Source organism: Neobacillus soli NBRC 102451, assembly GCF_001591665.1.
In the GTDB taxonomy this organism is placed as follows: Bacteria; Bacillota; Bacilli; order Bacillales; family Cytobacillaceae; genus Neobacillus; species Neobacillus soli.
Window position 1 is genome coordinate 1 of record NZ_BCVI01000099.1, and the last position, 12,422, is coordinate 12,422.

Consider the following 12,422-nt stretch of genomic DNA (forward strand, 5'->3'; position numbering starts at 1 on the left):
TCTGATTTTGTGCTGCATGGATGGCAGCTGCGATCCCATTTTTTTATTGTGCTAACGGGCAGTTTAAGTGAAGAAGGAAAAATTGGAAGCGATGTAGAATACTATGAATAATACAGTTGTATAAAATAGATGATATAGATTTTATTCCGAACTAATCTTAATAATACTTGAGGTGCTACACAATGCATTTGCGTTTTTTACATATTTCTGATATTCATTTTCAAGTTGAAAATTATCAATCTAGAAGAATGAGGATGAGGCTGTTAACAAAAATAAATGAGTTAAATAAAGTAAACCCATTTAATTTTGTTATTTTAACAGGAGACCTCTCTCATCAAGGGCAAGGTTTTAACGAAAATCAAATGAGATTTTTCGAAGAGATTTTACGTATACTTAATTTATCGAAAAAGCAAATATATATTATTCCTGGAAATCATGACATCAGAAGAAATGGTGATAGAACTGATTTGATAAATGAAATCGTTGAATCAAATAACCCTTCAAACACATTAGATGAATATCTTGAAGATGAGGAGAATAAGTCTAAAATATTGAGTAGTTTCGATTCTTTTTCAACCTTCTATTTTGATTTTTTAACAAAAGAATATCCCTTAAATGATATTCACTTTTTACTTGAAACAGAAAATTATAATATTGTGCATTTAAATACATGTCTTATTGCAAATAGAGCTGGAGAAGAAGGGGCATTACTTATTGGGAAGAATAAATTATTGGATTGTTTATCTAATTTAGGAGTAGATAATAATAAATTATCTATTGCCATTGGGCACCATACATTAGAATGTATGGCTGATAGTGATAAAAATGCAATGCTAAGTTTATTTGATGATTTTAATATTGATTTGTACCTTTCTGGTCATGTACATAGAGCAGCATACAATATAGAAGCAAATCAATATAATAATCTTTTAAATATTGTTAGTGCTGGAGTGCACTCAGATGAATATGCTCTAGGCGGTTTCGGAGACTTTTTAATCCAGGATGGAGTTGCAAAAGTTTCCCAATATATTTGGAACAGTGAACATGAATATTGGACTTTAAATAATACGTTAGGTAGAAAAATGGAAAATGGCGTTTTGGAGTATCACATCCCAAAATTCTCAATTAATAACAATAGACCAGAAGATGAAATAAATTATAAAAAAGATAAAATAAAAAAAGAATTAAGTGAACTATTTTCAGAAAATGAACGAATTTTTAAGCAATATGGACCATTTAGTATTACAGCCCAGCATACCCCAGTTTCAGAGTTTGCATATATGTGGAAAGAAAAGTGCATTACTGAAATTATTCCAAATAATAAAAAAATTTTAGAAATACTAGAAAGTAATAAAGAATTAATATCAGATGACAAATTTTTTATTCTTGATTTATATAAGAATCATATAGAAGGGTTTGAAATGAATCATATATCTAAATATAAAAGTTCTAACGTTCCTACATTTCCCAAAGAAATACTAACAATTCTAGACTAAATAAGGAGGAAGTTATTTATGCCTGAGGGAGGAAGATACGAAAAAATACCTAGACCAGAAAGTATCCAATATTTTTTAGATGCTATTGGTAGACACAATAAAGTAAGAAAAATTGAACAAGTCGAAGAACAACTTTTTAAGATTACCAAAAGAAACGGAAGAAAAGTGTTGGTTCACTTGACCAATATTTATGTCGTAAGTGAAGCGGAAGTTATAGAAATAATGTCAAGTCATAATCATATTGATGCTATTGTTACCATCAGCACTTGGAATAGTTACTCGGTAAGTGGAAAGGAAGTTGCGAAAGCTAACAAAATTGGGTTATTTCTCATAGATGAGTTTATGGGGGCTTTAAATTTTGAAGGAAACCTATTCATTAATTACCTTACTCCGTTCCAGCGTGAACAACTTAAAAAAGAAAAACGTTCTTTATTCTAATTTAGATTTTTATCTTTTTGGTTCTTTACTTTATTCCAATTCACCCAATGATATTGATTTAATAATAGTTTATAATAAAGACGAAATTTCTATTCAAGACATACTTCTTTTGAGAAAGAATTTGTATTGTTCTTTTTTTTATGAATTTAAAATAACTTTAGATATTACTTTATTGACTAAACAGGAAGAAAAAAGTTTAAACTTTATCCAAACAGAAAAAGCAATACCTTTACTCTAAACCACAAAAAAGGGCTTTCGTTAAATGAAAGTTTTTTTTCTTTGTGAATCATTGTACTTAAAGTAACGGGTGCAATACTTCAAATGGATATACAAAAGATATAGGTTTTAAAAAATGCCGTTTTAAAGTATTCGAAAGTCAAAAGTGATTATGAGATAATAACAATATCTTAGATATAAAATTAACTAATAATGACTTAAGGACTGTTTAAATGAAAAATCATATCAAAGTAAACGGAAAGATTCTTCAAACAAATAAACGTTTTTTACAATTGAAAAATAGCCAAAAGGAATGGATCTCAGCAGAACTTTATAAGCTCTACCACGAAAAGATGAAAGAAAAACGTACAACAAGGAAACTACCTCCTAATCAACGTGATGTAGTTATTTCATCGCTATATGCACAGATTCAGAATAGAGAGATTTGGATTCCTTATAGTGAGGTAAAAAAATATGTGTTCAGTAAAACCACAAAGATAGTAAAATCTTTTAAGAAACAGTTCCCAGAGTTAAGTGAGGAAATTGAAGATGAGCACACTATAAAGTAAAAAGGATGACCTTAGCGTACGTAAATCCGATAACTGAGAAGGACTAAATAAAACATCAAATTGTAACGTATATTTAACAAATGGATTTATATTGTTTATAAGTAGGAATTTCCAACTAAAATATTCTGTAAGACACTCTTACATCTTATTGTTTATTAACTTATGGTGTCGTTAGACAAAATGGAAGGTGATCTATATTATGAGCATTCAAATAAATCTTAAAGATATAATTGAAGAAATGGAAATACAGTTTGAAGAGTCACGTTCATTACTAAATATTACAACTGGTGAAATAGTGTTAGTAACGTCGGAGGACTTGAGTGCTGTTGAAGATGAAAAAACATTTGATATTTTACCTGAATGGGAACAAGAAAATAAAATGATTGCAATTGATGTGGTTGAAAACTTTGAAAATTATATAGAGTTACCTACTAAATATGAAGTAAATGAATATGAAATAATAGAAAACTTTTGCTTAACAGTCAGTGATCAACGGAAGCAGGAATCCTTATTAAGGGCAATTAGAGGAAAGGGTGCCTTTAGAAGGTTTAAGGACGAAATAATAGATTTTGAAATGGAAGAACAGTGGTATTCATACCGTGAAGAGTGTTTTAAGCAAATTGCGATTGAATGGTGTCAGGAAAATAAAATAAACTATATTAAATAGGTATGACAGGGGGTGATTACTGAACTAAAGGGTAATCACCTTTTCTTATTTAACTAAAGGTGCAGGTTAGTTGAATAAGGTAATATTTGGATTAAGATAGATATAAGTAGAAAAGTTAATAACAAGGGGTGATTTTTTGGAGAAAAATATTGGGGATGTAGATTTTTTTAAACAAGTAGTAAAAAGACTTTGCAAAAAAAAACAATATTTCCCCTCAGAAACCTAAATTTGAAATCATCGAGAACATAATGGTTATTAGCATTTACTTCAGTAAAATAAGGTATATTATATTTGTTGAATAGATTCTCTTTAAAGACAAGAAAAGTAGGTGAACAAAGTGGGAAAATATCAATTGGATTACAAAGGTCAGGTAGCTGTGACAAAGTTTCATGAAAAACAGACGCCTGTCAAATTTGATAAAAAGCAGCAACTTGAAAAAATGCGTGCGGAGTATTTGAAAAAGAAGCAAAAACAAACAGATAAATAATATGAATGAAAACATAGGAAGACTAAAATCTCCCTATGTTTTTCTTATTCGAAGTTCTTTTTTTCAATTGATGATAGAGTTTATTACTCCCAATTTTTCTTATTCTTCTTATACAAAGCATTTCTTTTGTATGGTTTCCAATCCTTTTTTGAAAAGAAAAAGAAATAACTAATGCTTATTAAAGTAACGGGTGCGTTTCTTCAATGGCGAAGGATCACTTTTTCTTATTCAAGTAACGGAGTGCTTTACTTTTATATGGGGTAAAGCCTCTTTCTTATTCAAGTAACCTGCTTCTTATAGTTTAAGAAGAAATGGGAAAATTTTTTAAAATATACATAGAATTTCTATGTATATATATGATGCCATTACAAAAGATGTAGCAGGAATTTATACGGAAAGGGTGAGTTTATTGAAAAAGAAAACAAAAAATATTTTGATATCACTAATTGTATTAATAGTTCTAGTAATAGCATTAAATATGGCGGTTATTAAGGTACTGGATACAGTATTTGGTGGTGCGTGTGGAAACCAGATTGTAAAAAAATTACCATCTCCTAGTGGCGATAAAGTGGCTTATGTTTTTAATAGAGATTGTGGTGCAACAACAGGCTCTTCTCCTCAGTTATCAATCTTAAATAAAGATGATAAATTCCCAAATAAATCGGGAAATACATTTAGGGCAAACGAAAGTTTTTCGATTGAATGGCTTAATAAAAAGAATCTAAAGGTGATTTACGATAAATCTTCTAAAACCTACGAAATGGATAAAAGAGTTAATCGAGTAAATGTTGAATATTTTGCCGAATAAATAAAATTCCACAATCTTCGACTAAAGGTGCTTTACTTCAAAAAGGAGTAAAGTCTTTTTCTTATTCAAGTAACGGGGCAGTTTAGTTAAACAAGTATACTTCTTATTTACATTAGGAAAAGAAGGTAAATCCAGTTCTTTATAGAATAAGTAATGAAAAACCACGGGGGATTAGAATGTCTAATATAAGCTTTGAAGAGTCGTATTTAGGTCAATTACGAAAGCTAATTGGTCATAAAAAAATTATACACCCATCTATTCGAGCCATCATTCAGGATAAAAAGGAACGAATCCTCTTCATTGAAAGAAAGGGACAAAATAGATGGGGGATGCCCGCAGGTTCAATGGAACTAGGTGAATCCATTTTTGAAACACTTAAAAGAGAGATAAAAGAAGAAACAGGTATTGACGTTATTGATGCGACGTTAATTTCAATATATTCGGGACCAGATAAATCAATAAAAAATGGATTCGGGGACGAATACCAGATGTTTGAATTTTTATTTAGAGTAGATAAATGGACTGGAACTACCATTAAGGAAACTGATGAAAGTAAAAACGCTGAATTCTTCCCATTAGATAGCATTCCTAAAGGTACTAATCTATTTTGGGACAATCATCATAAGGAAGTAATTGAGGATTTAAAAAGCTTCAATGGGCAACTAATTTTAAAATAGCCCAGATTAATAAATTGGGTATTAAGCTTATTCAACTACGGGGCTTTCCTTTAAGATCTGGCTGCAAAAAAACAGCCTTTTTCTTATTCCACTAACGTAGCAGTTTAGTGCAACAAAATAAAAAATTACTATTTGATTTATGGGGGTGAAACGATGAAAAGGCTCTTAACCGTAGCACTATCTGTTGTTTTATTTGCAACCATATTCTCTTGGGTTTCTTATGTGCCGAGTTCTCAACGGGAATCTAATGCTTATTATTTTGGCTTTTTAGAAACGTTTATTTTGGTCATTATTTATGCTGGACCAGTTTATTTTCTGGTTGGATTACCTCTTTCAATCTTTATTGACAAGTTAATTGAGAAATCTAACAGAAAGTCAAAATGGGCAAAGTATTTTTTTGGATTAGGTTTATATTCGTTGATTGGTACACTCATTGGCGTTATTTTTCCTATTATATTTGGTCAAAATATCTTTCAACAAGAAGTTATTTCGTTATCAATATACGGCATTGCAGCTTCTAATTTTTATTTTCACTTGTCATTGTTGATCCCAAAAATCATTAAGAAATAATTAATATTATTCAACTAAAGGGTTGCAAGAGTTAAAGAGTAGCTGCCACTCTCGGTGGCTTTTCTTATTGAAGTAACGGGGCAGGTTACATGAATAAGATTAAATTTTAAATGGCTAGAAATCACTTCGTGGAATATAATGTAAGTGAAAGGGGGTTTTTTATTTGAACGCAACTTGGTTTTTTATTATTTTTATTCTCGGCATTTTAGGATTTGCTTTAATAATCTACTTAAGGCGTAAGAAAAACAATAATAACCCTCATATTCCAACCAATCCAAATGCTAAGCCTGGTGACAGTTCAAACTATATGATGGGAGATAATAGATACACTGGTGGGGGGCAATAGTGCCTGAATCCTTATTGAAGGAACGGGCACGTTACCTTGAGATCCTGCTGCCATAATTGGTGGCTTTTTTGGTTATTCAACTAAATGGCAGAAGAGTTAAAGAAGGATTTTATAGGGAGGTGTCAAAATGAGTGGTTTAGTTATTGTACTTCCGATTATCTCGGTTTTGGTTGGACTATATTTTATAACATTAGGGCTATGGGAATTAAGAGAAGGCGTAAATAGAAAACAATACATAAAGTATATGTTCACTGGCTTATTTTTGCTGGTGGTTTTAACCCCTATGATTTGGCTATTTTGAAGTAGCTTTTTAAGCGAATGGGTTAAGTATGTGAAAAAATATACTTAAAGTAACGGGGGCTTTAGCAGAACAAGACTGTCAGTAGACAACCTTTATTCTTGTTCAATTAACGGTGCAGTTTGTGTGTAAAGAGGGGGATTTTGAATGGATTGGTTATGGGGATGGTTTGCGTTTTCTCTTGCTGCGGGAGCGTTTTATAACTCCTATGAAGTAAAAAAAGAGAATAAAAAATTAAGAGAAAGAATTGAAAAGATAGAAGAAGAGGTATATAAATAATTTCACTAACGGGTGGCAAGAGTTGAAGAGCCAGCTGCCATTTTTGGCAGCTTATTTCTTATTAAGTAACTGATACAGGTTAGTTTAAGTAAAAGATTTCTATTCGGTGTTATAATTTTAATAAACAAAAGGGGAAAAGAAGAACAATGGAAACAACTTATAAATTAGGGGAAATAAAAATCCTTCTACCAGATGCGTCAACTTCATATTTCTTTATTGATGAAGATTTAGCTGAGTTGTTTAAATTAGAAACAAATAATGAGGCAGTAAAACTTCTTCGCAAAACAGTCAGAGAAAAGGTGGAACCAAATTTATACAAACGTATTGGTTTTGATTACGAATCGAGTGCGGTTATAATACGTACAACTAATGCTGATTTGATATTGGAGATAGCAAGAATCATAAACGAACTTGCTAATGTGAACTCATCCGAAGAAGAAATAAATATTGCCAAAAATCAATTACTCTCACATAAAAGACCCAAGAAACAAAAATGGAAAGTAGGAGATATTTTCCAAGTCACTCTAGAGAATGGTACATATGGTTTTGGACAGGTAGTATGGACAAGCTATACACACCCTGTTTGCGGTTTATTTGATATTAATAAAACCGATGTTCCAACTTTAGAGGAAATTATAAGCAATCCCTTTATTTCGATATTATCATTAACACCTAATTCATTAGTTAATCACAGTTGGAAGGTCCTCGGTAATATGAATGTAAGAGTTCAAAAGAAGGACATTCCTAAGAAATTTATTGGTACTACCACGGATTTTACAAGTGGAATTCTCGAAGAATTAGCAAACGCCTTTTATGGAGTTACACCGTGGAACGTATTTGCCGAAGAGGATTTTTTTGACGAAATACTGTTACCAACTGTGAAGCGTCCTTCGACTGCTAAGGTTTTATCATCATCCGAAAGAAACCTTTATCGAAAAGAGAAAAAATGGGATTAAAATATTTAACTCCAAGGAGATTGTGAAAATATGTACTTAAGCTAACGGGTGCGATACTTCAAGAAGGAGGTCGCCTTTTTTCTTCTTGCACAAGAAAGATTATGAAATGTTGTACTTAAGCTATCGGGGCAGTTTAGTTTGAAAAAGTTGCATTTGGGAAATATATTGAGAAATCCAAAAGGAGATTATACAAATGAACCTTATTAAATATTTCCTTTTACAGTTAATGCTATGTAGTGTAATATTCCTTACTGGTGTCTACTTAGACAGCTATATTAGCAAACCATTTACTATTATTGATTTAATAGCAATAATCATTGGTGTAGCAATAATTTATATTGTTTTAACCCTATACAATAAGGCAAAAAAGGGTCTAAAACCCGTTCGCTATGAGATTTTATTTACTGTATTAGCTATTCTTATTGCGGCTATCATTATAGGAATTTTAACTGGGGAAGTGAAGTTTTAATCTTTCTTCAACTAACAGGTGCTAGAGTTCAACAAAGTTTTCAAATAAAAAAGGGATTCAGATAACTTTTCTGTTTCCCTTTAATTATGTACCGTTAATTCTTCTTTCTAAGTGAAGATACAAGTAATAAAACTGTGATTGGCTTATCGGATACAAACGGTATAAGGGAAAAATACTTAAAAAAATTTATAAATGTTCATTAATCATTTATATGTCTGCTACTTTTGAAAGTATTCTTTTAATACTTCCTGTGTTTTTATATAGCTTACATTTATATTCCTTTTGACATACTCGTTTACTTCTTTACTAAATGTTATGACCTCTTCGTATTGTTCTTGAAAAGCTTTCTTTTCTTCTTCATTGAAATAACAATATATAATTCGGGGGTTGGGTTGTTGGGAGAAGTAAAAAGCTAACATTACATTTCTCAAAACATGTTGGTCATTCTCTATATTCATCCCGAAGATAACAATATTGTTTATAGAATTATTTTGAATTACCGCATCCATTTTTTCAGAAAAACGTGTTACTTTTTTGTTAAAAATATTCTTACTTAAATTATTTACAGATGGTAAAAATGTTTTAAAAATAAAGTAATCGCCAATTAAAATATCTGAGAAACTGACATAACCGTTATCATAATTTAAGCCAAAACTCTGAGAATAAACATATTCTGTTTTATCCTTAACAAATTCCCCGTGGAAATGTGTCACACGGTCACCCACTATATTTTCCATTATCTTGTCGTAATTAAGTGAAAGCAGCGAATCGAATTTATTTAAAAAGTCCCTTAATTTATTCAAATCAAGGTTGTCGATATTTGATAACATACTCATGTCTAATGCTTTACCGTTTGAAAATATTGTTACGGAAAACAGAAAGCGATAATAAGTTGTGAATCCATTTAATATAACCTTCTCATATAATTGGTTTTCTTGTGGCACTAAAGTTATCAAGCATTTGTCTCCAACATTTAGAACAGTAATAAAGGAGTTATTATTAGGAAAGTTGTAGTAATTAGGGTTCAATTGTTTAATTGCAAAATAAAAGTAAATAAGAATCGTCCAATGTTCAATGTTCATATATGTAATCCCTTTATTTTTACCAACCTCACAAATACGATTTAATATATCAACCTGGCTTAATCCAAAAGTAAGCTTTTTAACTAACTCTTTTTCCCACAGTTCTTCATTTAATCTACTATTTTCTCTTATTGTTTCAGCAAATAATAAGGCATCTTCAAAAATTTCATATAAGGAATCCTCTGAAATGTTACGTAAGAACCGTTTAACACTTTGAAAATTATCGGTACATTTGCGAGTAAAATTTTTATTAGCCTTTACTTCATAAGATGAATTGTAAATTACATTTTTATGAGAAAGAAATAATTTGTCATATATACGTCCAAAGTCGCTATCAAAATTCATACTAAATCCGTTACCACATAAAAAAGCACTTTTGTTTTTCTGTATGTATTCGTTAAACTCCAAAATATTTATTTCATTACTCATTTTAATTCCACTTCCCCATATAGGTCATTTATTTACACTTTACCATAAGTAACCATATTATTTTACAGTGATTTACAACTCTTTTGTATAAAAAATATTAAAGGGATGGCTTCCTCTTTTGGGGACGTCTTTTTTTATATAAATTGGCACATTTTAGCAATTGGGTGTTACATCATTACATATTCTTCAAAATAAACTTGGCGAAATTGTTTACTTTATATCAGAATTAATTTACTATATACATAGAATTTCTATATACTATTATATTCTATGCAATAAACAAGAAGAAATATTAAGGGGGATAATTTTGGTATTTTTTAAAAGGCTAGTACAAGTGTTTTTAATATTCGTTTTAGCATTTGATTTACTTATTTTTGTTTTAGGTAAAAATGATTTTTATTTTTCCTTTCTTAAACCGACAGGTATTATTATTCCTACCTTATATACCATATTAGCCCTTTATTTATTGGCTTGGGTTCAAAAAATAAAAAGATATTGGGTTATTGCGGGAACTATTGTAGCTTTAATTTTCTTAGGTAATTTATGGTTAAATCAAATTGTTATAGATAATTTCTATAAATATGTAAAATCCCCGACAGGAAATGTAACCTTAGTAATAGAACACAGAGATGCCACATTAGGTGAAACCAATCATTTTTATAACTTTTATCGCAATACATCATTTCCTAGGGTTATAAAAAAGTTAAATATAGATACGGTAGAGATTGTAACAAGGGGAACCCGTGCTGACAACTTAGAAGTATTAGGTTTTAAAAATGCTGAATGGATTGACGGAGATTATGTTACTTTTCATTCTCCATATGCAGATACCAAAGTGGATTTAAAATAGTGGTTAGAAACAAAATCTTATTGGCTTCCTCTTTTGGGGACGTCTTTTCTAAAACCCTTTTTTTATTTTGTTGTTGTTGAAGCTACTATAATAATGTTTGATACTTTAAATAAAAGCGTATAGAGAGGCACAAATTAAACATTGTGAAAAAGTGTACTTAAACAAACGGGGTGCTTTACTTCAAGAAGGAGTAAAGCCTTTTTTCTTCTTCAACAAAATGGCAGGTTAGTTGAAGAAACAGTAAATTAGAGGAAAAAAGCCAAGCAGAAAGAAGTATATATTAGTAAGCATAATAATTCTGGGGGTGGGGTTAATGAAATATATTTCAGGTGGATATTATATTGTTTCTTCAATAAAGCGACCAGAATATATGGATAAGGATTTAATTCCTGACACAATATACTCAGCCAGTGAATGTCTTTGTGACTTTCACCCTGAAATAAATATTTTATGGGGAGGTTCAAAAAGAAGTAAAAAAGACTACGCCCAAAAATTAAACATTAATGAAAGCACATTTAATGAGGTAGAAAAAAGGGTTGAAGAAATGTTCGAAGCAGAAAAGTTTACATATCCGCAGGTTTTTACAACCGTGGAACTTGCAAAAGAATTCTTTTGTAAATTTCTTAAACATTTAACTAATGCTAAAGTAATTGGAATTGGATTACCAAAAAAATTGGTAAATGAATTTATCGAATATGAAGAGACAGAGAAAAAAACTGAAAAAGAAAAATATGGAATTGAAAAGTTATTTTTAAATAAAACTCAAATTGATGTAAAGGGAGCAAAAATGTTGGGATACGAAGTCATTGGGTTTGAGTATGGAACCTTTCACTCGTACTTGTGTAATGGATTAGAAAAGGATTTTAAGAAACATTTTGGTTTCACTTTAAACGAAAATGGCTTTATCCCTTCCCTAGAAGAAGCAATTCGCTTTTGTGATTATAGTAATGATGAAGAATTGGGCACAGAACCTGTTCTGTGGCTACCTTGGGCAATATTTGAATATAAGTAATAATGACTTATTCAAAACTATCGGGGGCGATTGTTCAACAAGTGGCAGTCACTTTCCTTGTTCCGCTAACGGGCAGGTTAGTGAAAAAAGGATTTGGGAAATTCGCAATCGAATTAAAGAAACAGGCTACTTAAAGTGGGTGAAAATTTGTCAGATAAGAAATATGAATTATTAAAAGCATTTCCAACAAATATACAAAATGATGTGATGGTGGTTTTAGGTAAGATAAATCAAACAACTGAGTTGGATTTTTCGCACTGTTTTGAGGTTAACTATTGTGGAAGTGTGCTTAATATTCCTGAACGTATTTATTATAATGAACCTTCTTCATCACAATTAAATTCCTTCACGGAACAGCAACAAGTAATTATTGCTTGCTTATTTACAAGGAATCACAATGGTTTTATTAGAGAAGTAAATTTAAGAAAAATCATTCACCGAAGCAATAACTATAATTGGATTATTCCTTATTTGCTTCGTTTAACAGGTGAATATGTAATAGAAATTTTACAGGTGATTAAATCCAATTTGGATAAAGTTAATAAAGGGATAATAAAAGATTTCATTGTTGATAATCCAAGATTCTATAATACAATTGAAAGTCGAGTGATAAGTTATTGGGATTGCTATTATCGGAATAAGTACCCAAATAAAGAGGATTATGTCGGCTTTGAAATCATTCAATATTTCCGTTCCTTATTAAAGTAACGGGGTGCATTACTTCAAGATGGGATTGCTGCGGCGATCCCTTTTTTCTTATTGCATTAACGGGG

The 12,422-nt window shown here is 30.6% G+C and carries 18 protein-coding genes; 17 read left to right on the forward strand and 1 reads right to left on the reverse strand.

Features of this window, described 5'->3' with window-relative positions; translation table 11 throughout:
* The first annotated feature begins 182 nt into the window (after positions 1–182).
* The 13 genes from BSO02S_RS25320 (at position 183) to BSO02S_RS25365 (ending at position 8,276) form a co-directional block, all read left to right on the forward strand.
* Positions 183–1,496: a metallophosphoesterase family protein gene (locus BSO02S_RS25320; RefSeq protein WP_066074634.1), complete on the forward strand. Its 1,314-nt coding sequence runs from the start codon at positions 183–185 to the stop codon at positions 1,494–1,496.
* Positions 1,497–1,514: 18 nt separating this feature from the next.
* Entirely contained in the window at positions 1,515–1,934 is a 420-nt protein-coding gene (locus BSO02S_RS25325) for a hypothetical protein (protein WP_066074637.1), read from the forward strand.
* 449 nt (positions 1,935–2,383) lie between these two features.
* Positions 2,384–2,719, forward strand: a complete 336-nt coding sequence (locus tag BSO02S_RS25330) for a hypothetical protein (RefSeq protein WP_066074640.1) — start codon at positions 2,384–2,386, stop codon at positions 2,717–2,719.
* A 199-nt stretch (positions 2,720–2,918) separates the two neighbouring features.
* Positions 2,919–3,386, forward strand: a complete 468-nt coding sequence (locus tag BSO02S_RS25335) for a UPF0158 family protein (protein ID WP_066074643.1) — start codon at positions 2,919–2,921, stop codon at positions 3,384–3,386.
* Positions 3,387–3,723: 337 nt separating this feature from the next.
* Positions 3,724–3,873: a hypothetical protein gene (locus BSO02S_RS27635; protein WP_096190848.1), complete on the forward strand. Its 150-nt coding sequence runs from the start codon at positions 3,724–3,726 to the stop codon at positions 3,871–3,873.
* Positions 3,874–4,282: 409 nt separating this feature from the next.
* The gene (locus BSO02S_RS25340; RefSeq protein ID WP_066074671.1) at positions 4,283–4,681 is read left to right on the forward strand and encodes a hypothetical protein; all 399 of its coding nucleotides are present in this window, start codon (positions 4,283–4,285) and stop codon (positions 4,679–4,681) included.
* A gap of 176 nt (positions 4,682–4,857) precedes the next feature.
* The gene (locus tag BSO02S_RS25345; RefSeq protein WP_066074645.1) at positions 4,858–5,358 is read left to right on the forward strand and encodes an NUDIX domain-containing protein; all 501 of its coding nucleotides are present in this window, start codon (positions 4,858–4,860) and stop codon (positions 5,356–5,358) included.
* 153 nt (positions 5,359–5,511) lie between these two features.
* Positions 5,512–5,928, forward strand: coding sequence for a hypothetical protein (locus tag BSO02S_RS25350; protein WP_066074648.1), 417 nt, complete (start codon positions 5,512–5,514; stop codon positions 5,926–5,928).
* 163 nt (positions 5,929–6,091) lie between these two features.
* Positions 6,092–6,274 carry an LPXTG cell wall anchor domain-containing protein gene (locus BSO02S_RS25355; protein WP_066074651.1) on the forward strand — a complete coding sequence of 61 codons (183 nt, stop codon included), beginning with the start codon at positions 6,092–6,094 and terminating at the stop codon, positions 6,272–6,274.
* Positions 6,275–6,401: 127 nt separating this feature from the next.
* Entirely contained in the window at positions 6,402–6,575 is a 174-nt protein-coding gene (locus BSO02S_RS27640; RefSeq protein ID WP_169802797.1) for a hypothetical protein, read from the forward strand.
* 144 nt (positions 6,576–6,719) lie between these two features.
* On the forward strand, positions 6,720–6,851 hold the full coding sequence (locus tag BSO02S_RS28345) for a hypothetical protein (RefSeq protein WP_268876031.1): 132 nt from the start codon (positions 6,720–6,722) through the stop codon (positions 6,849–6,851).
* A gap of 146 nt (positions 6,852–6,997) precedes the next feature.
* Positions 6,998–7,807 (forward strand): Imm26 family immunity protein, encoded by an 810-nt coding sequence (locus BSO02S_RS25360; protein WP_066074654.1) that lies wholly within the window; start codon positions 6,998–7,000, stop codon positions 7,805–7,807.
* A gap of 193 nt (positions 7,808–8,000) precedes the next feature.
* Entirely contained in the window at positions 8,001–8,276 is a 276-nt protein-coding gene (locus tag BSO02S_RS25365) for a hypothetical protein (protein WP_066074656.1), read from the forward strand.
* 218 nt (positions 8,277–8,494) lie between these two features.
* Here the strand turns inward: BSO02S_RS25365 and BSO02S_RS25370 are convergent, their stop codons facing one another.
* Positions 8,495–9,787: a hypothetical protein gene (locus BSO02S_RS25370; RefSeq protein ID WP_066074659.1), complete on the reverse strand. Its 1,293-nt coding sequence runs from the start codon at positions 9,785–9,787 to the stop codon at positions 8,495–8,497.
* A 307-nt stretch (positions 9,788–10,094) separates the two neighbouring features.
* Here BSO02S_RS25370 and BSO02S_RS25375 point away from each other — a divergent pair, with 307 nt between their 5' ends.
* The 4 genes from BSO02S_RS25375 (at position 10,095) to BSO02S_RS25385 (ending at position 12,357) form a co-directional block, all read left to right on the forward strand.
* Positions 10,095–10,637: a hypothetical protein gene (locus BSO02S_RS25375; protein ID WP_066074662.1), complete on the forward strand. Its 543-nt coding sequence runs from the start codon at positions 10,095–10,097 to the stop codon at positions 10,635–10,637.
* 313 nt (positions 10,638–10,950) lie between these two features.
* Positions 10,951–11,649, forward strand: coding sequence for a hypothetical protein (locus tag BSO02S_RS25380; RefSeq protein ID WP_066074665.1), 699 nt, complete (start codon positions 10,951–10,953; stop codon positions 11,647–11,649).
* 2 nt (positions 11,650–11,651) lie between these two features.
* Positions 11,652–11,783: a hypothetical protein gene (locus BSO02S_RS28350; protein ID WP_268876032.1), complete on the forward strand. Its 132-nt coding sequence runs from the start codon at positions 11,652–11,654 to the stop codon at positions 11,781–11,783.
* 13 nt (positions 11,784–11,796) lie between these two features.
* Positions 11,797–12,357: a hypothetical protein gene (locus tag BSO02S_RS25385; RefSeq protein WP_066074668.1), complete on the forward strand. Its 561-nt coding sequence runs from the start codon at positions 11,797–11,799 to the stop codon at positions 12,355–12,357.
* Positions 12,358–12,422 lie beyond the last annotated feature (65 nt).

Bases quoted from the DNA above. Each gene is read 5' to 3' on its own strand.
- BSO02S_RS25320 (WP_066074634.1), top strand. From the start codon at position 183: ATGCATTTGCGTTTTTTACATATTTCTGATATTCATTTTCAAGTTGAA.
- BSO02S_RS25325 (WP_066074637.1), top strand. From the start codon at position 1,515: ATGCCTGAGGGAGGAAGATACGAAAAAATACCTAGACCAGAAAGTATC.
- BSO02S_RS25330 (WP_066074640.1), top strand. From the start codon at position 2,384: ATGAAAAATCATATCAAAGTAAACGGAAAGATTCTTCAAACAAATAAA.
- BSO02S_RS25335 (WP_066074643.1), top strand. From the start codon at position 2,919: ATGAGCATTCAAATAAATCTTAAAGATATAATTGAAGAAATGGAAATA.
- BSO02S_RS25345 (WP_066074645.1), top strand. From the start codon at position 4,858: ATGTCTAATATAAGCTTTGAAGAGTCGTATTTAGGTCAATTACGAAAG.
- BSO02S_RS25350 (WP_066074648.1), top strand. From the start codon at position 5,512: ATGAAAAGGCTCTTAACCGTAGCACTATCTGTTGTTTTATTTGCAACC.
- BSO02S_RS27640 (WP_169802797.1), top strand. From the start codon at position 6,402: ATGAGTGGTTTAGTTATTGTACTTCCGATTATCTCGGTTTTGGTTGGA.
- BSO02S_RS28345 (WP_268876031.1), top strand. From the start codon at position 6,720: ATGGATTGGTTATGGGGATGGTTTGCGTTTTCTCTTGCTGCGGGAGCG.
- BSO02S_RS25360 (WP_066074654.1), top strand. From the start codon at position 6,998: ATGGAAACAACTTATAAATTAGGGGAAATAAAAATCCTTCTACCAGAT.
- BSO02S_RS25365 (WP_066074656.1), top strand. From the start codon at position 8,001: ATGAACCTTATTAAATATTTCCTTTTACAGTTAATGCTATGTAGTGTA.
- BSO02S_RS25370 (WP_066074659.1), bottom strand. From the start codon at position 9,787: ATGAGTAATGAAATAAATATTTTGGAGTTTAACGAATACATACAGAAA.
- BSO02S_RS25380 (WP_066074665.1), top strand. From the start codon at position 10,951: ATGAAATATATTTCAGGTGGATATTATATTGTTTCTTCAATAAAGCGA.
- BSO02S_RS28350 (WP_268876032.1), top strand. From the start codon at position 11,652: ATGACTTATTCAAAACTATCGGGGGCGATTGTTCAACAAGTGGCAGTC.